Origin of the sequence: Marinifilum fragile (assembly GCF_963677365.1) — a bacterium.
GTDB classification, from domain to species: Bacteria; Bacteroidota; Bacteroidia; order Bacteroidales; family Marinifilaceae; genus Marinifilum; species Marinifilum fragile.
Window position 1 is genome coordinate 1,801,385 of the sequence record NZ_OY781962.1, and the last position, 21,324, is coordinate 1,822,708.

Sequence of the window (21,324 nt, forward strand, 5' to 3'; positions counted from 1 at the left end):
CTGCAATTTTGATCAATGTGTATGTAGTTGCAGAATAACTTAAACTCACACCCTCCGCCTTCGAAGGGCATGAATTAAATTTATGAAAAGAAACTACTTTTGAACAGTTTCAGTAGCGGTCCACTCAAATAGAGCGCCATCATATACTTTTACATTTGGATAACCCAAAGCCGATTTTAATGCCATGTAAACCACGCCAGCGCGAACACTTGACTCACAGTATAAAATAACTTCCTTATCCTTAGTAACTCCAGCAGTATTAAATAAAGCTTGTAACTCTTCTTTAGACTTTAGCATGCTTTTGGTATCCATAACCTTTTTAAATTCAAGGTTAATAGCATTTGGTATATGACCTTGAGGTAATTTTGATTCCTTAATTCCCTTATATTCGTCAGCTGATCGAACATCAATAATAACAGCAGCTGAAGAATTTGATGCTTTTTTCACCTGTACAATATCCGCAATAGCCGCTTTATTCACAGCAACATTAAAAGTTGTTGCTTTTCTTTTAACAGGATTCTTGGTTACAGGCTTACGAGCCATTCTCCAGGCTTTCATATGTCCATCAAGAATCTTCACATCTTTTGCACCTAAATATTTCAAAATCCAGTATATACGTCCTGAGTATTTCCCAGATCCGTTATCATACAAAACAATTGTATTGGTATTACTGATGCCTTTATCACCAAAAATTTTAGCTATCTCAGCGGTTGATTTTAATGTACTTTTTGGTTCAGCTTTATAAAGATCCTTATGATTTACATGAATTGCCCCTTCAATATGAACTTTAGCGTAATCAGTAGCTTTACGTGTACTCACAAGTACTACATTATCATCATTCTTAATTTTAAGAAATTCTTTAACAGAAATTACATCCTGAGCAAATGTCATTTGAATGCCTAAAAAACAAACAAATGCTAGTAATATCATTTTTTTCATAATCTTGTCTTTTTGGGAGTATTACTATGGGAGTCAGAACGACTCCCAAAACTAATTATTAAAAATTCACAGTTACCTGTAACATGAAAATATCGTTATCAATTTCATCAGCTCTTTCTGCACGATAAACGTAGTTTGCCTGAATCTTAGTCCAATCATTTAACCAATAATTCACCCCATATGTAGTACAGAACTCTGTATTGTTACCCATATCTTTATCTGAATCGTAGTATTCAATTTTTAACACTGGTTGAAGATTGTTCTTGAACTTATACATACCCATGATGAAACCACCATCACGCTTAATACTGCCTTGGTGAACTTCCAATTCTTCGCCACATCCACCACCAGTTGTATAAGAACCTACATCTTTACCATATAGATATTCTGCCTGAAACATAAATCCTCCGTTCTTGTACTGAAGATCAGCTCCCCATCTTGTTTTTTCATCATCAGGCATACCTGCTGTAGCCGATGCTGATTCTCCATACAAGTAACTAGCCCCTAGCTTAAAGTTTTTGTGCGGATTTAAAACAACTCGAGCTGCATAATCCTTCTCTTTATTGTCATCTTTCGCAAATAAGCCAGTACCGTTAGTTATAGCAAAACTGTACTGAAACAAAGTAGTATCAGCACCACCCATCACCATAATACCACGATCACGATCAGGAGATGCTAATTGCTCAACCACTCTAGAACGGTTAATTGTATGTAATTTACGGCAAGCTGTATTTAATTCAAGCGAGATTGGAGATTTGAATGATCCCATTGTCAATCGAGCAAAATCATAACGCGAATAAGTTACAAACGCATCCAACAAATAAGCATCCCCATCATGTCTCTGATTATCAGGACTTGCTTCCAAAACTACATAGTAACTGATATCGTAAGGAATTTTGCCCATTACACCAATTCTAGCTCTATTAAAATCAAAAGTATTGGTATCATTGTTAGCTGCCTTTTCGCTGTATTGATATCTCGGCTGAATAAAACCAAAAACGTTAACTCCCTCACCTGACGGCTCGTCACATCCTTGTGCATTTACCAGCATAGGAATACAAAAAGCAACTGCAAATAGTAATGTATATAATTTTTTCATGATTATCTTTTTTTTAGGTTTTGGGAATTGTATTTCATAATTCATCGATACAATTCCCTATTCGGTTAGTTGTATGAATATATCTTGTTCCTGTGCTAGTTAACCAGAGGTAAATCGGTTGTTGGAGTAACAAATTGATGACTCTCTAATGATGGATAAATCATACCGTTAGAACCAAACTTTAATGATACAGCATCATAACCAAGTACATTTAAGTAAGCTGTAACCATCGAAGAAGTTTGACCGGTCCAACAATAGGTACAAATTTGAGCACTTGAATCAAGATTTGCCATCTCACCATTTTCCAAACTTAAAGGTAGAATTCTGTGTGCTCCAGCAATATGACCATATTTGGTAACATCAGCTTCTGCCCAATAGTTATTAATAAAATAGTTTGATGGAGATGTTAATACATCCGAAGCATTTACTCCTTTAAAACCGTTTGTTGTCATGGCTGTTACTCTTTCCTGAAGAATTGCGGCACCAGTAGTAGCTGAAGTTGATAAAGTTGGATAATCGAAAGTTTGGTTGCTCTCTACAGCAGAAGTCACCCAATTGGAATGTCCTTCGGCCGCTGCACCATTGGTAGCTCCTGAATTACTTTCCCATGATCCGGACAATGTTGAATTCCATCCACTCATTCCCCATTTTAATACCTTAGCATTAGTGTATCCGCTTAAACGAAGTGCAACTACTGCATGAGCAGCTGTTTGACCTGTATAGCATGCAACCAAGATTGGTTTAGTTGTACTGGCTGCATCTGATACAATATTTGCTAAAGTAGAATTAATTGCACCTTCAATATGGCCCGCATTGTATGAATCTGCAGAACGAATATCAATAATATCGTAAGTTGAAAGGAAAGCACTTAAATCAGCCTCAGCAGGAGCTCCTGTAATCCAATCAGTTAAAACATCTGGTAAATCAAGATCATTTGCAACCAAGTAATCTGATAATGTTTCAAAAGCATTGGTTTCCACAACATCAGAAGTAACCAAAGGCAAATCAACAGTAGGAGCAACAAATTGATGGCTCTCAAGTGATGGATAAATCATACCATTTGTACCAAATTTCAATGAAACCGCATTATACCCAATTACATTTAAATAAGCAGTAACCATGGATGAAGTTTGACCTGTCCAGCAGTAAGTACATATTGTTGCATCTGGATCTAGACTTTCAATTTCGTTATTTTCAAGGCTTAAAGGTAGAATTCTATGTGCTCCAGCAATATGTCCGTAATGATCAACATCAGCTTCTGCCCAATAATTATTAATGAAATAATTAGATGGAGTAGTTAAAACATCAGAAGCACTAACTCCTTTAAAACCTCCAATGATCATTGCATTTACTCTTTCTTCAAGAATTGCAGCACCAGTGGTAGCTGTTGTGTTAAAACCAGGGTAATTGAAAACTTGGTTAGTTGCAACTGGAGAAGTAACCCAATTTGCATTTCCTTCAGCAACCGCACCATTTTCAGCACCTGAATTGCTTGCCCAAGGTCCTGATAAACTTGAGTTCCAACCGCTCATACCCCATTTTAAAACTTTCGCATCAGTGTAACCACTCAAACGAAGTGCAACTACTGCATGAGAAGCTGTTTGTCCTGTATAACAGGCAACCAAAATAGGTTTAGTCGTATTAGCCGCAGTGTTTAGAATATTATCTAATGAAGAATTAACTGCACCTTCAATATGCCCAGCGGCATATGCATCTGCCGATCGAATATCGATAATATCATAAGTACTAAGGAAAGTAGCCAAATCAGCCTGTGCCGGTGCACCCACGATCCAACCATTTAAAACATCTGGAAGATCAAGGTCATTAGCAACCATATAATCCTTTAATATTAAAAAATTTTCTGATAGATCAGGACCTGGTTCTGGGGTGTATACATCATTTTCTTCCTTACAAGAGGTCAGAAATAGTGTCGGCACCAATGTAAAAATAAAGAAATACTTCATTAATTTTTTCATGACTCAATAGTTTAGGTTTGTAATAGTTTAGGTTATATTTCAGGTTAGATAGTTCAAGTTTAGCATCCACCGGAATCTTCTTCCGCTGCGGCTGCATATTCCATCCCACCTTCTTCGATATTATCTTCGCTGATTTCAGGATGAGCTTCATGCCAGCCTTGCCAACCTCCACTTATTACCTTTACATTTTTATATCCCAATTGCTGTAAACGCAATGCAGCCAAAGGACTACGGTTACTTTTCTTACAATAAAGAATAAGTAATTCCTCTTTTTCTGGCACATAAAGTCCCTCCTCATCCCATACCTTTTCGCTTCCGATTCTGAATTCAAGAACACCGCGTGGAATGGAAACAGAACCAGGTATGAAACCTTTATCATGTTCCTTAGGAAGACGAACATCCAATAGTACATATGGATCTTCACTATTCATAAGTGAATGAAAATCTGCCACTGATATCTCTGTAATATCCTTACGGATATCAGCTACCATTTCATCAACACTCTCATATGATTTAACAGGATTGTTAGAATTACTGTTACATCCTACAAGAGCAATAAGGCAGATAAAGAAAAAAGCCTTGATTGTTTTCATAGATTCGATATTTAAGTTTAAAAACTGCAACATTTTATTAAGAATTATTACCTTTGCGCCCTCTTACAACGTTTGCAAACCTTCTGACAAAAAAAGTAGACTATGAATGGACTACTTTTGATCCAAGTTGAGCAAGCACAAATAAAGATTTATTTCTCTATTACAATATTACTGGTTTCCTTAATCGAATTTTAGAAAATCATACCCCAATCCCTCAATCCAGAATTGGTAATTTGAAACAAATAATTTGACTCCAGAAAGGTGTTTTCTTGATCTATTACATGTTTTTTGCTGACATTTGACACGTATTTATACTCTAAATTTGTATATATTTACAGGACTAGATACAACAACCTAAATCTCCCTTACTATGGCAATGCCAGTAAAAACAACATGTTGCAAAGAATGCGTTAGTAAATCTGCATGCTTCAAAGAACTATCTGAAAAAGAATTAGTTTTAATCGATCAAGGACGCTTTGAAGTCACTTTTAAGAAAGGAGAAATAATTTGTAAGCAAGGAATGCTAGCCTCACATTTGATTTATATTAAGAGTGGATTTGTGAAATTGTATATCGAAGGAGGCCATAATAAAAACATCATTTTGACCATTGAAAAAGATGGTTATATGATCGGATTACAGTCTCTTTTCGGTAATAGTGTTTTTCACTACACAGCTGTTGCCTACGAAAATACTACCGTGTGTCTTTTCGAAATGAATACCATAAGTAAAATCATTGAGCAGAACCCTGGATTCGCATCAAAATTAATTGCACGCTTAAACGAAAATACCATTCGCGGTTATGGACGCCTCTTTTGTTTGACCCAAAAACAGGCAAGTGGAAGATTGGCAGATATTCTTTTATGTTTGTCTGACCGTTTATACAAGAGCAACTACTTTGAGATGGCGTTGTCGCGAAAAGATCTTGCTGAAATAACTGTGATGTCGGTAGAAAGTCTTTCGCGTGTTATTAAGGAATTTAAGGACGATAAAATCATTTCTTTGGAAGGCAGGTATCTTGAAATTCTTGACAGGGAAAGGCTGGAACGAATTTGTGAAACAGGATAATCTCTCTTACAGATATAAAAAGGGTCCTCAATATATGGAGAACCCTTTTCTTTTAAATCAATTTCTTCTCTTTTAGTACTTTCTTTAGGTTTTTATGGCGTTTGTAAAACCTTTTCTCTAATAAGTTCATAAAATTCTTGAACCTCTTTGTTTTATTAATATCATCAAACAAAGGGTCATCTTCAAGAAATAAAAGAATCCAGTAAGGATATTTATCCGCTTCAGCAAAACGATACAAATGTTCGAAAGTCTTCTCCACATCCCCTTCCTGTAAATCACACACAGCCAAACTCAAATCTTTATATATGGATTGATGTTTGTGGGCAAACTCCTTATATCTTTTAAAAAACATTTTTGCCTCTTCGTATTTGCCTACTTTAGCATACACATGGGCAATTTTAGCATCTTCACCGGGATAGATGTCCAAATTGGCATCTTCCCTGGCTTTTACAAACTTGCTGTAATACCTGTAAGCCTCTTCATAATCTCGCTGACAGTAGCAAACTTTTCCAATTTCCTGCAAAATATCAAAGCGAGTTTGGTCTTTGTTCCAGGCATCAATAATCAATTGCTTTGTCTCTTTTAAATCTTTGTTTTTGGCGTACAATACATATGCTCTCAGGTATTCAGAATACAAATTGTCGGGATTATATTCCAAAGATTTGTTTACAAACTTTTCTGATTCATCCACAAAACCAGCCTGTATCAACGCATTGCTAATGTGCAGATAAATAAAACTTGTTGTCACAGAATCGTTGGCTGCAATATTCACTTGTATGCCTTTTAATGCATACTCAAGATATTTTTGAGTATCAGGCATGTAATTGGCATAAAAATCAGATAAGTAGTTCAATACATAAGCAGAGTTTGGATTATACTCCAAAGCTTTTTCAAAATAAGGAACGGCAGTTTGGTTTTCATCCTTTGCTACATAAGATAGTGCTTTGGCAATTAAGCTCTGGTAATCCTTTGAGTCAAACAACATGGCCTTATCAGCATCCGCAATCACCTGATCGGTATACAACTTTTCTGCTTTAAAGATATCCAGATAGTAGTAAGCCATTGATCGAAAAGCATAAGCACGTGCAAACTCATGATCCAATTCTATGGCCTTATCAAGATAAGTAATTGCTTCCAGCAAATACTCTCTCTTCCCCCTTCGCATCAAATCCAATCCTTTTAAGAGTTCATCGTAGGCCTCAAGGTTATCTGTGGGCTTTTTATCTATTAATTTCTCCTCTTCAGGTGTAATGATGGCCTCTACACTTGCGGCTATTTTCTTAGCCACTTCTTTTTGCAACTCAAATATATCCCTGGCTTGTCGGTCGTACTGTTCTGCCCACAAGTGTTTATCATTACTAGCTTTTATCAACTGAATATTCAATAAAATTTGCTCTCCGATTTTCTGACCACTTCCTTCAACAAAATAGCTTACATTCAACTCTTTGGCAATCTCAGGAATGGTGAGATGTGAATTTCGATATTTCTCTACCGAAGTCCTGCTTATAACTCTTACATCTTTAATTTTCTGTAAATGATTTAGAACCGATTCCATCAATCCATTTACAATGTATACATTAGATGAATCCTTACTGTCATTTTTAAATGGAAGGACAGCGATTGATTTATCTGCCTCTTCACTACCAAACTGAATTGAATTCAGAATAAAATAAGTAGTAAAAATGCCAAGCAAAATCACAACTGCTATTAGTCTTTTTCGTGGTCTTGATTTTTTAGAATTACGTTCCACTTCAGCAATCTCATGCTTTCCTGTTTCTCCAGGGGGATAACCATAAAATTCCCTGAAGCATTTTATAAAGTAGGATGTACTGCTAAAACCAACCTGGTAGGCAACTTCGGAAACATTAGCATCACCCTTTACTAATATTTCCCGGGCATTCTCGAGTCTGATTTGTCTGATGAACTGGCTAACGGAAAGATTGCATTGCTTTTTTACTTTTCGCAGGAGATTGGATCGACTCATTCCTATTGCATCTGCCAATTCGGAAACACCAAAACTTTCGTTGGATAAATTTTCTTCAACAAGTGATTTTAGCTTTAACAGAAATTCATTCTCTTCAAATCGTTGGTTGGTCATTATACTGGGGTAAAATTGTCATCAATAATTCTAGAAAAAGATACAAATAATATCAACACTATTCATTGAATTGTTCTCCTTCAATTTGACCTATTCGATGGATAAAAATTACCTTACGCATCATATTTTATACAAATGCGTCATAATTTACATTGAGGCTCAAAAGCTTACATTCTTGGATTTTTAAATGATATGACCTGCATCATGAAATGCCAGACCTTTACATCAGATAAATGTTGAACTAAAAATCAGTAAAAATGAAAGCACATAAATTATTAGCATTAGGAATGTATATCCTACTTGTATTGGCAGTTTATTCCTGCGAAAGCAAAAATTCAAAAACAGGAAATAGTAAAACAAATACCACTGAAAAAGTGAAAGCCCCTAAAACTGATATTCATGCAGCCACATTCATGGGAAATGTAAAAACTGTAGAACAACACATTGCTGCAGGCACCAATTTAAACAGTAAAGAGCCAATTGGAGGATCAACTCCTTTAATTACTGCATGTTTATTTGGCAAAACTGAAGTTGCGAAGGCTCTTATTAATGGTGGCGCAGATTTAAATCTTAAAAACAATGATGGTTCTACCGCTCTTCATGTCGCAGCATTCTTTTGCAGAACAGAAATTGTAAAGGCTCTTATTGCAAAAGGTGCTGATCAAGGCGTAAAGAATAATGCTGGTGCTACCGCTTTAGAGAGTGTTTCGGCTCCATTTGCAAAAGTTAAAGGAATTTATGAATTCTTTAATAAAGAACTTGGACCTCTTGGTTTAAGATTAAACCTTGAAAGAATGGAAAAAACAAGACCTGAAGTAGCGGAATTATTAAGAACTCAGAGTTAGACTAAGAATTAAAAGAAAATTAAAGGGTAAATGCCCTCTTAAAAAGATACAAATCATGACAACAATAGAAAGAAGATTCGATATTGACTGGTTGAGAGTAATTACCATTGGATTGTTATTGATTTATCATATCGCAATAATATTTCAACCATGGGCACCATTTATAGGTTTTATCAAAAGTGAAACCTCAATGGAAAGCATCTGGATTCCCATGTCGATGTTAAACATCTGGAGAATACCTTTACTCTTTTTCGTTTCGGGAATGGGCGTGTGCTTTGCCATGCGTAAAAGATCAGCGATAGAATTGCTTCAGGAACGTAGTATTCGAATTCTGGTTCCTTTTCTATTTGGAATGTTTTGTGTTGTACCACTACACTTTCTTATATGGAAGAACTATTACAATCAAGATCTTACTTATCAGGCGAATCCAAGTCATTTATGGTTCTTAGGCAATATATTCGCCTATGTTCTGATATTATTGCCTCTGTTCCTTTATATGAAAAGGAATCATTTCCTGATAAAAAGCTGGCTGAATAAACTGTTCAAAACACCATTTGGATTATTAGTTGTAACAATACCGTTTGTATTCGAATCTCTTCTAATTAATCCGAATCCTTTTGAGATGTATGCTATGACTCTACATGGATTTATATTGGGATTCATGGCCTTTTTCTTTGGCTTTGTGTTCATTCTGGCTGGAGAAACGCTGCGAAGAACATTGATCAAATGGAAATGGCTCTTCCTAATTCTTGCAGCAGGATTGTATACTGTCCGTTTGGTAGTTTTCCAGTTACAATCGCCGAACTACCTGATGGCAATAGAGTCGAACCTATGGGGTTTTACTGTATTCGGTTTTGCCTTCCAATACCTGAATAAAGCAAGCAAATTATTGACTTACTTAAGCGAGGCTGCTTATCCGGTTTATATTATTCACATGGTGATGCTGTATGGAGCATCTTACCTGATATTGCCATTACAAATGCCTGCATTTCTAAATTTTGTTATTATTAATTTAATCACATTTATAGGATGCTTTGCATTGTATGAGTTGGTTATCAAGCGAAGTATTATACTACGACCTTTGTTTGGACTAAAAATTAATCTCAAAAACAAACCAGCATTAAAATTACAAACGTAAAAAAGAGGCTGTATCATAAATCGGATAAACTCACTGACAATTGAATATTTGAAAAAAGTCTCGAATAGGTATACAAATAAAAAAGGGCTGTTTCATCCATTTGAGACAGCCCCTTAATATCTTAAATTGAAATTCTTGTATTAAAACAAGTTTTCCAATAATGAATCTTCAACCAAGTTTGGAAGGGTAACTTTTAAGTCTGGACGGCGTTCCATTTCACGTTTGATAGCGAACATAGCCTCATCGTTTCTTGCCCAGCTTCTTCTTGCAATACCATTGTTCACATCATAGAATAACATGTTTTTCAAACGAGCATCAGCTTCCGGAGTTCCATCAAGCAGCATACCGAAACCACCGTTGATTACTTCTCCCCAACCTACACCACCACCATTGTGGATCGATACCCAGGTTGCACCTCTAAAGCTATCACCAATTACATTGTGGATGGCCATATCAGCAGTAAACTTACTTCCATCGTAAATGTTCGAAGTCTCTCTAAATGGAGAATCCGTACCACTTACATCATGGTGATCGCGACCTAATACTACAGGGCCAATCTTGCCTTCTGCAATGGCATTGTTGAATGCTTCAGCAATTTTTGATCTACCTTCAGCATCAGCGTAAAGAATACGAGCCTGAGAGCCAACAACCATTTTATTTTTCTTCGCATCCTTAATCCAGGTAATGTTATCCTGCATTTGCAATTGGATTTCTTCTGGAGATGATTCCATGATTTCCTGCAATACATTCATTGCAATCTCGTCAGTCATATCCAAATCTTCTGGCTTACCCGAAGTACATACCCAACGGAAAGGACCAAATCCGTAATCGAAACACATAGGACCTAAGATATCCTGAACGTATGATTTATATCTGAAGTCGATGCCATTTTCAGCCATAATATCAGCTCCAGCTCTTGAAGCTTCCAAAAGGAATGCATTTCCGTAATCGAAGAAATAAGTTCCTTTGGCAGTGTGATTATTGATTGCAGCAGCATGACGACGCAAGGAAGCTTGTACTTTTTCCTTGAATACCTCTGGTTCTTCACGAATCAATCGGTTCGATTCCTCGAAAGTAACATCAACAGGATAGTAACCACCTGTCCATGGAATATGAAGAGAAGTTTGGTCAGATCCTACATGAATGAAGATATCCTCTTTATCGAAACGTTCCCAAACATCAACAACATTACCGATGTAAGCGATAGAAACTACTTCGCTCTTATCCTGAGCTTCTTTTACACGGCTTACCAAGTCATCCATATTGTCAACCAAAACATCAACCCAACCTTGTTCGTGACGTTTTGTTGCAGCTTTAGGATTTACTTCGGCTGCAACGGTAATACAACCCGAAATGTTTCCAGCTTTAGGCTGAGCTCCACTCATACCACCTAAACCTGCAGTCAAGAAGATTTTGCCCGATGGAGTCTCTCCTTTTTTCAACATTTTACGGAAAGCGTTCATTACTGTAATGGTAGTACCATGAACGATTCCTTGTGGGCCGATGTACATGAATGAACCTGCAGTCATCTGACCATATTGTGATACACCTAGTGCATTGAATTTCTCCCAATGATCAGGCTTCGAGTAATTCGGAATTACCATACCATTGGTAACGATTACACGAGGAGCTCCTTTTGATGATGGGAACAATCCCATTGGGTGACCTGAATACATGTGCAAAGTTTGCTCATCAGTCATGGTCGCTAAATATTTCATCGTAAGCAAGTACTGCGCCCAGTTTTGGAATACCGCACCATTACCACCGTAAGTAATCAATTCTTCTGGATGCTGTGCTACCGCTGGATCCAAGTTATTTTGCATCATTAACATGATACCTGCAGCTTGTTTCGAATTTGCTGGATACTCTTCAATTGGTCTTGCATACATTTTGTATTCAGGCTTAAAACGATACATGTAAATGCGACCAAAATCCAATAATTCCTGTGCGAATTCAGGAGCCAATTCTGCATGCCATTCTACCGGAAAATAGCGAAGTGCATTACGTATGGCCAATTGCTTTTCTTCTACCGATAAAATGTCCTTTCTTTTAGGAGCTCTGTTGGCATCCTTTGGATATTCTCTTTTTGCAGGCAATTCTGAAGGAATTCCCTGTAATATTTGTTCTTGAAATGTCATCTTATTTTCTCCTATTTTACGATAAAAGCTCTGTTTTTCACAAACTCAACCATTGCGTTGATATCATCTTTCAACACACGGTCATCTTCCAATTTGTCAACCTTAGATCTGATAATATCAAAGTTCTTTTCAATGATATCCGACAATCTGTTTGGTCTTCTGAATTCGATTGCCTGAGCAGCATACATCAACTCGATTGCAAAAATTTTCTCAAGATTACCCAAAATCTGGTTGAACTTACGTCCAGAGATACTTCCCATAGAAACGTGGTCTTCCTGTCCTAGTGAAGTTGGAACACTGTCAGCTGATGGAGGGAAACACAATGATTTGTTTTCAGTTACCAATGCTGCAGTTGTATACTGTGGAATCATGAAACCTGAATTTAATCCACCGCTTGAAGTCAACAAACGAGGCAATCCATATTTTCCTTCCAATAACAAATAACATCTTCTATCAGAAATATTACCAAGCTCAGATGCTGCCAAAGCACAATAGTCAATTGCCATTGCCAATGGTTGTCCGTGGAAGTTACCTCCAGAGATAGCTTCTGTTTCGCTCAATACGATTGGATTATCAGTAACCGAATTCATTTCAATTTCTGCCATTTCCTTTACGTGAGCAAATGCATTTCTTGATGCTCCGTGAACCTGAGGAATACAACGCAATGAATAAGGATCCTGAACACGCTCACAATTACTATGCAATGCCAAGTTTTCCGACTCATCCAATAACATGCGCATGCGTTCAGCAACTTTCATGTTTCCTGGGAATGGACGAATTTCGTGCAATGCAGCTTTGTAAGGCGCAGCACTTCCCATAAATCCTTCCAAGCTCATTGCTCCAGCAACATCTGCCAAGTCAAGCAAATATTCCATTCTGTGCAGACCTTTAATGGTATGCGCCAAAATAAACTGAGTACCATTAATCAATCCTAAACCTTCTTTAGCAGCAAGGGTAATAGGCTCCAATCCATGCTGAGCCAATACTTCTTTCGCAGGAACAATATCTTTTCCAACCCAGAATTCACCTTCACCCAATAGAGGTAAGAATAGGTGTGACAATGGCGCCAAGTCACCTGATGCACCTACAGATCCCTGCTCAGGAACAACTGGCAAAATATCATTTTCAATGAAGAATAAAATACGTTCGATCACTTCTAAACGAACACCAGAAAATCCTTGTGACAAAGCTTGTACCTTACAAATCATCATGATTTTAGATAACTCCTTGCCAATTGGATTACCAACACCCACGGCATGAGTGATAAGCAAGTTCTCCTGAAGCTTGCTGGTTTCTTCCGGTGAAATTTGAGTATCACAAAGTGGTCCGAATCCTGTGTTTACACCATAAACCGCTTTGTCTGAATTAGCCATGGTTTCCACCTTAGCTCTACATTCATTTACTTTAGCAATAGCTTCCTCTGTTAAGACAGCTTTTAGCTCTCCACGAGCAATCTGTATTGTTTTATCAACTGTTAGTCGATCAATCCCGTATTTAAACATTGTTTAAGTATTTTATATCGTTTATTTTAAACCACTCAGTTTTATTTATTGCAAATGTAAATGGTATTTTAATACCCAACAAGACTAGTTTTATCAAGATATAATAACCTATAGTTATCAATTGGCAATAAACAATGAGCAATTAATAATGAGTAATCAGTAATGAATAATAAAATGGTAGGTTTTTGGAAGTTAGTTCTTCGACCTTTGACTATTTATTCATAATTAGCAATGAATAATTATTAAAATAATAGTAATTGGCACAATATTTGAAACATAAAAAACTTTAACTAAACTTACAAACAATGAAAATAAAACTTACCTTAATTCTTATTGCCGTATGCTCCTTATCAGCACTAGCAAACAAATCAAACAACAGTTTCTGGACTCAAAAATGGATGGATAATGTAAGTGCATATAAAAAGGAATCCGGAGATTATCAGCAAACACTTAATAATCATTCCTGGAATTACAAGAATCGTAAAATACTGCACGATGCAGCACAGGAATACCTTATCCAACTAGAGCAGCAAAATGCTTTTTACATCGATCCCGAATTGGAAGATTATTTGTATCAATTGATCAATCAAATTCGCCAAAAAGCTTTTCCTGCCCAACAAAAAATCAATTTAAACATTAAGGTAATCAAATCTGCGATTCCAGAAACATTTTCATTTGCTAATGGAACTATTATTACCAGTACTGGTATGTTATCTTTATTACAATCGGAAGATGAATTAATGGCAATTTTAGCCAGAGAAATTGCCCATCTAACCTTGGACCATAATGTTGAAACCTATACTGCCATGCAAACAAAAAAAGCAATTTCTGCTATAATTGGTGCTGGTATTTATGTTGCAAGTACAGTAAATAGAATAGATAAAGGTGATAGCTATTGGGAAGCCGATTACCTGGGAAGTTTTGTGGGAGCAAGTTCTGAACTTCTTTCTTATGGAATTTTAAGTGCTTTAGGTGTTGGCTACAATCGTTCAAGAATATATGAGGCTGATGAGATCGCTCAGGAATGGATGATGAAAAACAATCGAAACGCCTATGCTTTAGCTCAAGCCATAAGAAGGTTACAATTTTTTGAGGCTCAATCCAGAGGAACCATTAATGAACTTTCAGAGAATCGTTTTTTTCTTAAAAATAGATTTGAAAACATCTTGAATAAAAAGAAATATCAATTAAAACCTACTGGAATCAAAATGACTATTCTTGATAAGGATTACGACACCAACATTTCAGACTGTTTAAAAACCAACGCCAAATTATTGGTGGCCAATGAGTGTTATGCAGAAGCTCTCCCACTATTGAATCGCTCAATTCAATCACATTGGACTGAAGGTGAAGCTTACTTATTAAAAGCAGTTGCATTGCGTCACACCAAATATAGTGAGGAGGATAACCAATACATTCTTACAATTCTTAACAAGGCAGAAAATAATGCTGTTGCCGACTTGCCATGGGTTTGGTCTGAACGAGCATTGATTCACCTGAGATTGAATGAAAATAAGAAAGCTTTAGATGCATTGATCAGATACGAAGAATATTTTGCACAAGAGCAATCGGAAAACATGTTTTGGGCCAGAAGAATGATAGCCAAGTTAAATAAAGTAACAAATTAATAGATTTGTTAGATGTACCAAATGAGAGCCATACACATGTGTGGCTCTCTTTATTTTTATATCATTTACATTTAGCCAAACTTCAAAAAAAGAATCAATTAGAAAAGAGTTATTTCTTGAGGGTTTCACTCAAAGTGAGGCTCTCAATTAAATCTGGATTGATACCCTCACTCAAGTGAGAGCATCAAAAGCCTATGGTTTTGAAAAAAAAACCTGCCAGTTTTCTGGCAGGTTCAACAACAACATAGTAATTCACTAATTAAATCTTAGCATTCACTATATCAACAATTTCTTTTTCGTAAGCCACTGCTTTGTCAACAATCGCTTGTCCTTTGGCGATGATGTCTTCAGCCCAAGCCTTATCTGTAAGGTCAGCAGCATTGATTTTCACGTTCATGAATGCACCAATTACACCCGAACGAGCAGCCAACGCACCAACACCTGCATCAGTAACTGAGTTAGGGTTTCCAATCTCAGCCATAGCTTTGCAAACATCCATACAGCCTAAGCATAGCTCCATGGTTTGGAAAGGAACCATAGTAGCAAATTTGGTAGCCTCTTCCATTGCTTCAGCACGAGCAGCTTTTTCTTCTTCGCTTCCTTTTGGCATACGAACCGCATCCATAATTTTGTTGAATGCATTTGTATCTTCGTCAACCAACCAAGTTAGTTTGGTGTGATATTCTTTTCCTTTTTCAGCCCAATCAGAAAACTCTTCCCAACGCTCGTCCCAACCTGGCTTGTGAGCAGAAAGGTTAGCAACCATTGAACCAAGAGCAGCTCCCATAGCACCCATATAAGCAGAGATCGATCCTCCACCTGGAGCCATAGATTCTGAAGCTGTCTCTTCAACGAATGCAGTAAGGGTCATATCAACCAATTTCTTCTGACCTTTCTTCGCTTCGTTCTCCAAAATGTACTCAATGATCTTTTTATCTGGATCGAATGGATACAATTCATCCAAACCAAGAGATTTAACAGCAATCTTGATAATCTCACGATCAGAAATACCAGTAGAACGATCTTGCATGCGTAGGTAATGTTTACCAGCATCCAACATTGCTTTCAATGGCACAACACCCACCAATTCAGAACCAGTTACACGAATACCGCGAGCCTGAGCCTTAGCACATACTTCATCAAATGCTTCGTGGATAGAGGTTACAGAGATATCAGTCATGTTCATTGAAATCTGAGCCACTCCGAATTCTTCAATAAACCAACCGATTGCCTTTGTAGCTTTCAAAGTACCAGGAATCATAACTGGCTTACCGTTTTCATCATTTACAATTTTACCTGTGATAGGGTTTCCTTCACGCAAGGTACGACCACGCTCACGAACGTCGAAAGCAATTGCATTGGCACGACGAGTAGAAGTAGTGTTCAAGTTAAAGTTGTATGCGATTAGGAAATTACGAGCACCAACAGCAGTAACACCACTCTTTGCTACAGCAGGAGTAAACTCAGCTGGACCAAAATCTGGCTTCCACTCTTCTGTTCCGATTCTTTCTTTTACAGCTTCGTATTCACCTTCACGACAAACCGCCAGATTTTTACGATCTGCCTTACAAGCTGCATGCTCATAACAGTAAACTGGTACACCAGCCTCTTCACCAATACGTTGAGCCAATTTGTGCGCATACTCAACAGTTTCTTCCATTGTAATATTCGCTACAGGAACCAATGGACAAACATCAGTAGCACCAAAACGTGGGTGAGCACCAGTGTGCTTGCTCATGTCAATTAATTCAGCCGCTTTTTTTACCGCACGAAAAGCTGCTTCACAAACCTCATCAGGAGTTCCAACCATAGTTACAACAGTACGGTTAGTTGCTTTTCCCGGATCAACGTCAATTAGGCTTACGCCTTCCACAGATTCAATTTCGTTTGTAATCTGCTTAATAATATTCATGTCGTTCCCTTCAGAAAAATTAGGAACACATTCGATTAATTGCTTCATATTGATTTAGATCTAAATTTGTTGCTTAAATTTTCTCATTACTTTACCCGAGTAATCGTAATAGAATTTCTAATTGTGTAAAGTTATCACTAAGTTTGATACGTAACAATACTATTTTATTTAGGGATTCATAACTATGAGTTATCAAACTGAATTTAGACATTTCAAGTATTTTTTAGCATTGGCCGAGGACTTGCATTTTAGAAAAGCTTCGGAAAGGTTGTTCATCTCTCAACCCGGTTTAAGCCGACAAATTAAGCAAATGGAGGAAGCTTTGGGAGTTAACCTGTTTGAAAGACACAACCGAAAAGTAAAGCTTACCAAAGCCGGTGAGTACATGCAAAGAGAGTTAATCAATAACTTTCAGCGCTTGGCTGATATCATTTCGCATGCCAAATTGCTGAACGATGGTGTAGATGGAAACTTAAAGTTGGGTTATGTGGGATCGGCCATGCAAAGGGTAATTCCTGATTTATTATTGAAATTTAAAGAAGAGCATAAAAATGTGTTATTCGATATCAACGAGATGGATAACAACAAACAGATAACAGCACTACTGAAACAAGAAATTGATGTTGGTTTTGTTAGAATGGAACGTGTGCCAAGAGGTCTGAATATCCTGCCTCTTTTCGAGGATACTTTTTCATTGGTTTTACCTGCTGATCACAAGGTGGATGAAAGCACATTTATAGGTTTATCACAATTTAAAGATGAACCATTTATTCTGTTTGATTCCTCTTATAGTCAATCCTATTACGAAAAGGTAATGCAGATTTTCGATGATGCCGGCTTTGCTCCCATCATCTCTCACAATACGGTAAACGCAAGTTCCATTTTCAGGTTAATCGAAAATAATTTTGGAGTCTCAATTGTTCCAACCTCATTGAAGTTGGGATTCGATATGAAAATCAAATTCATCGAATTGGATAAAATCCCACAACGTACCACCCTGAAATTGGTATGGAATTCGGTGAATACCAATCCCCTGTTGGAGAACTTCCTGAATATTGCAGACGAAGTGAATTTCTAGAATATCTGAAACCACGAATTTTACAAATTGTAAGAATATAAAATTTAAAAATTCAAGAGGCTTCCTTTAAAACATGAGAGGCCTCTTTCTAAAATTATTGAGCTAGAGTTTATTGATTCACGTCAATTTCAATCAAATGATCATCCCTTTAGGTACTGCTTGTGCTCTTCAATCTTACTTTCCAACCTTATATTTAAGTAGTCATTTTTATTGACAAGTGTCTGACTAATCAATTCAGCCTCTTTACGATATTTCTCAATTTTATCATTGGTCCAATAATGTGGAGGTTCCTGAAGGTTCGTGATTCTGTCTGCCAACTTCACCATTCCCACTTCTTTCTCCAATTGATTAATGCGCGACAAACTATCCAACATTTGCTCTTTTTTCGAAGGAAGATTTACATTTTTGGTTAAAGCCAAAACTCCTTGGGCAACTCTATCTCCAAATGTTTCCTTTAGCTCTCCAAACTCTGTATCAGTATCTTCAATGGTATCATGCAATATGGCAAGTTGAATGGCAAAGTCCACATCAAAATTCTGCTCACTGGCATGAGCCATCAGTATCTCCATTGCGACATTGGAAAGATGCAGTAAGTAATTCGAATTGGTTCCTGGCACTTTCTGATCTTTATGCTTTTCACCAGCAAACTTCAATGCTCTCTGATAAATTTCTTGTGTCATTGACTTTATTTTTTCTTTGTAAATTCCATGGTGTAATCCCCATTTTCTAGAACCAACTTTTCTTCCGTCAATGTTTTAATCTCATAGCTTTCTTCATCAATGGATGAACTGCCATTCCCAATGCTTTTAACAGTTAAAACTAATTTGCCCCCCTCTAATCTCCACTTCTGATACAAAAGCGTTGCCATATTATCTGAACGTGACGTTCCATCTTCAAGCAAAGAAAAATGAAGTTGAGATGCAGATGTATCCAACCAAGAGCCTATTAATAATTGTTTATTGATAGGTGCAGCAGAAGTCGCTACTTCTTCATTTTTGATGTTCTTCTCCCCTGTATTTTTGCTTTCTTTACAGGCTCCAAGAGAGATTAGTACCATTAATAGTAAACCCAATATTGTTCTAGTCATGTTATATGTATTTAAATTCTGGTTCTACATTGAATACAATGGATCATTAAAAACAAAAAAATGAATACTACTATCATTCTTCAGTTTAACTTTGCTAAAGCCGCATGGCTCATCCTTTTTATTCATCAAATGATTTCTTTAAAAGGAATTCATGAGCTCCCTTCAGTCGGTTCCATTGATGAAAAAGGATGCAAAAAATCTAGGGCGTGTAAGCCCATCCACCCTTGAACAAAGTATAAATCAATTTACTAGTTTATAAGTAATTTTAATAGATACCCACTATATATATTACAGAGCCTTAATTATTATTCATCTTTAAAATGCGGCAAAATCAATATACATATTTTATGCCAAATCATTCTTTACCCAAAAACTTTTCCTTTTTACTGTGCACTGATTTAATATCCCAAATCTTCATTGATCAGTACAATTTTAATTCTATTTTTTGGATAGGACTTTTCCGTAATGGTCCACGAATTACAAATCCTATGAGGACTACTACAATCCATACATTTACCCGTTTTTTGACACGGTATATTTAAGTTTTTATGGCTTTTTGCATTCTTTATTGCTGCAACTTCTTTCACCCGCTTCCTGGCTGCTTCCAGATCTTTTACAATCTTATTTTTTCCAACAAATAAAACAACATATCTTGGTCCGAAAGTGAGTGCTGCAATTCGATTTCCTATCATATCCAGATTCACCAAACAACCAGTTTCTGTTATGGCATTACTCCCGGTTAAAAACAGATCTGCTGTCAAGGCCCTTTTCCTTTGTAAAATTTGTTCGCGCCAACTATCCTCAGTATTAAAAGTATCTATAAACTGATATGAAGTACAAGTTTTGATATAATCAATCACTCCGGTTTCATGCATTGTTTTAGAATCACCATAGGAAACACTTTGTACATTTAATGTTGGCAATATTTCCTCAATAAATGTATGATATGCAGATTCGGAACTATCTGAAATGTATACTTCAAAATTGTTTCGTTCCAATTGTTCCTTCGCCTTTACTAGTAAATCCATAGTAAATTGTGTTTTGGGGTTTGCTTTTTAGTTATTATCACGAACTAGTGTGATTATTTTCAAACCATGTGATTGGAGATTACAGCCATTTAAATTTAATACGATCAAGCCTATTTGTTTAGATACAGTTAATTACCTGCTCGAATCGGATTTTGTTAAAACCACTGTCTTTTTCGAAATAAAACTACGCCAAAAAATGATAAAATTAAGGAACCAAAAATGATTGATGGCATAGCCCATGCTGAATTCTCCATAAAGTTAGGAACATTCATTCCGAAAATGCTTGCTGCCAAAGTAGGAATCATTAAAACAATTGAGATTAGTGTCAACTGTTTCATTACAATATTCAGATTATTGGAAATTACAGAAGCAAAAGCGTCCATCATTCCGCTTTGAATATCTGAATAAATCTGCGCCATCTCAAGGGCTTGTTTATTTTCAATAAAGGCATCTTCCAATAATTCTTCGTTGATTAAATTCGTTATCTTTTTTGAATTACGAAGTTTTGCCAGAACAATTTCATTTGCTTTTATTGAGGTAATAAAATAAACCAAACACTTTTCCATCTTCAACAACTTGTTCAACTCCTTATTCTTAATTGATTTTTCAATGTCTTGTTCAATCAATGAAGTCATTTGGTTGATTTGCTTCAAGTATTTCAGGTACAAATTTCCTGATCGAAGAAACAGTCGAAGTATAAAATTAAAACTATCAGAAATTTCTTTGTATTGATCTCGAAACGGAGAAGGTTGTCCGATGGGCAATATTTCATTGTCTTGCACACACAAGGTCAATGTAAAATTTTCTGCAATAAAAATACCTAGCGGGATGGTATAAAATGGAACTCCATTGTTTTTGACTTCCACAGGAATTCTTAGAATTATCAATGTCCACTTGTCATCAAACTCTATACGAGGTCGTTCATCCTGATCTAATATATCATTTATCAAATCATTGGGCAAATGGAACTCATCATCTAAACGTTTAAGTTCGTCTGCGCTTGGATTTGTAACATTAATCCAGCAGTCATGTTGTGGGCTGTTAATTTCAACATACCCGCCAAAAGTTTTGAAGATTTTAATCATGATGATGTCTCCTTACAATTATATTCTGTAAGGAAACACAAAGCCCTACAGAATGTTAATACTTTAATTTACTATGATAAGGGCCTTCGTCCATTGTCATTGAATTTTTTTA

General features: G+C 36.5%; 17 protein-coding genes. 5 read left to right on the plus strand and 12 right to left on the minus strand.

Annotated elements, in window-relative coordinates; genetic code table 11:
• Positions 1–93: 93 nt before the first annotated feature.
• From ACKPCA_RS07040 to ACKPCA_RS07055, 4 genes are all read right to left on the minus strand, one after another.
• Entirely contained in the window at positions 94–939 is an 846-nt protein-coding gene (locus ACKPCA_RS07040; protein WP_321282160.1) for a sulfurtransferase, read from the minus strand.
• 58 nt (positions 940–997) lie between these two features.
• The gene (locus tag ACKPCA_RS07045; protein ID WP_321282161.1) at positions 998–2,038 is read right to left on the minus strand and encodes a porin; all 1,041 of its coding nucleotides are present in this window, start codon (positions 2,036–2,038) and stop codon (positions 998–1,000) included.
• 95 nt (positions 2,039–2,133) lie between these two features.
• Positions 2,134–4,014, minus strand: coding sequence for a rhodanese-like domain-containing protein (locus ACKPCA_RS07050; RefSeq protein ID WP_321282163.1), 1,881 nt, complete (start codon positions 4,012–4,014; stop codon positions 2,134–2,136).
• 59 nt (positions 4,015–4,073) lie between these two features.
• On the minus strand, positions 4,074–4,607 hold the full coding sequence (locus tag ACKPCA_RS07055; protein WP_321282164.1) for a rhodanese-like domain-containing protein: 534 nt from the start codon (positions 4,605–4,607) through the stop codon (positions 4,074–4,076).
• 370 nt (positions 4,608–4,977) lie between these two features.
• Between ACKPCA_RS07055 and ACKPCA_RS07060 the strand changes: the two genes are divergently transcribed.
• Entirely contained in the window at positions 4,978–5,673 is a 696-nt protein-coding gene (locus ACKPCA_RS07060) for a Crp/Fnr family transcriptional regulator (protein WP_321282165.1), read from the plus strand.
• Positions 5,674–5,725: 52 nt separating this feature from the next.
• On the opposite strand, the gene ACKPCA_RS07065 is transcribed toward ACKPCA_RS07060, so the two are convergent.
• Complete coding sequence (locus ACKPCA_RS07065; RefSeq protein WP_321282167.1) at positions 5,726–7,771, minus strand: helix-turn-helix domain-containing protein; 2,046 nt, start codon at positions 7,769–7,771, stop codon at positions 5,726–5,728.
• A gap of 257 nt (positions 7,772–8,028) precedes the next feature.
• On the opposite strand from ACKPCA_RS07065, the gene ACKPCA_RS07070 reads away from it, so the two are divergent.
• Positions 8,029–8,616, plus strand: coding sequence for an ankyrin repeat domain-containing protein (locus ACKPCA_RS07070; RefSeq protein ID WP_321282168.1), 588 nt, complete (start codon positions 8,029–8,031; stop codon positions 8,614–8,616).
• Between the two features lie 55 nt (positions 8,617–8,671).
• Positions 8,672–9,754, plus strand: coding sequence for an acyltransferase family protein (locus ACKPCA_RS07075; protein ID WP_321282169.1), 1,083 nt, complete (start codon positions 8,672–8,674; stop codon positions 9,752–9,754).
• 140 nt (positions 9,755–9,894) lie between these two features.
• Here the strand turns inward: ACKPCA_RS07075 and ACKPCA_RS07080 are convergent, their stop codons facing one another.
• Together ACKPCA_RS07080 and hutH are read right to left on the minus strand one after the other, a co-directional pair.
• Complete coding sequence (locus tag ACKPCA_RS07080; RefSeq protein ID WP_321282171.1) at positions 9,895–11,892, minus strand: urocanate hydratase; 1,998 nt, start codon at positions 11,890–11,892, stop codon at positions 9,895–9,897.
• 11 nt (positions 11,893–11,903) lie between these two features.
• On the minus strand, positions 11,904–13,394 hold the full coding sequence (hutH, locus tag ACKPCA_RS07085) for a histidine ammonia-lyase (RefSeq protein WP_321282173.1): 1,491 nt from the start codon (positions 13,392–13,394) through the stop codon (positions 11,904–11,906).
• 305 nt (positions 13,395–13,699) lie between these two features.
• Between hutH and ACKPCA_RS07090 the strand changes: the two genes are divergently transcribed.
• A complete protein-coding gene (locus ACKPCA_RS07090) occupies positions 13,700–15,022 on the plus strand; it encodes a M48 family metalloprotease (RefSeq protein WP_321282174.1) in 1,323 nt (440 codons plus the stop codon).
• 259 nt (positions 15,023–15,281) lie between these two features.
• On the opposite strand, the gene ftcD is transcribed toward ACKPCA_RS07090, so the two are convergent.
• Positions 15,282–16,982, minus strand: a complete 1,701-nt coding sequence (gene ftcD / locus ACKPCA_RS07095; RefSeq protein ID WP_321282175.1) for a glutamate formimidoyltransferase — start codon at positions 16,980–16,982, stop codon at positions 15,282–15,284.
• Positions 16,983–17,118: 136 nt separating this feature from the next.
• On the opposite strand from ftcD, the gene ACKPCA_RS07100 reads away from it, so the two are divergent.
• On the plus strand, positions 17,119–18,012 hold the full coding sequence (locus tag ACKPCA_RS07100; protein WP_321282176.1) for a LysR family transcriptional regulator: 894 nt from the start codon (positions 17,119–17,121) through the stop codon (positions 18,010–18,012).
• A 140-nt stretch (positions 18,013–18,152) separates the two neighbouring features.
• Here ACKPCA_RS07100 and ACKPCA_RS07105 read toward each other — a convergent pair whose 3' ends face one another.
• From ACKPCA_RS07105 to ACKPCA_RS07120, 4 genes are all read right to left on the minus strand, one after another.
• On the minus strand, positions 18,153–18,692 hold the full coding sequence (locus tag ACKPCA_RS07105; RefSeq protein ID WP_321282177.1) for an HD domain-containing protein: 540 nt from the start codon (positions 18,690–18,692) through the stop codon (positions 18,153–18,155).
• A 5-nt stretch (positions 18,693–18,697) separates the two neighbouring features.
• Positions 18,698–19,099, minus strand: coding sequence for a lipocalin-like domain-containing protein (locus tag ACKPCA_RS07110; protein WP_321282178.1), 402 nt, complete (start codon positions 19,097–19,099; stop codon positions 18,698–18,700).
• A 398-nt stretch (positions 19,100–19,497) separates the two neighbouring features.
• Entirely contained in the window at positions 19,498–20,127 is a 630-nt protein-coding gene (locus ACKPCA_RS07115; protein WP_321282179.1) for a lactate utilization protein, read from the minus strand.
• Positions 20,128–20,282: 155 nt separating this feature from the next.
• Positions 20,283–21,212 (minus strand): magnesium transporter CorA family protein, encoded by a 930-nt coding sequence (locus ACKPCA_RS07120; RefSeq protein ID WP_054722128.1) that lies wholly within the window; start codon positions 21,210–21,212, stop codon positions 20,283–20,285.
• Positions 21,213–21,324 lie beyond the last annotated feature (112 nt).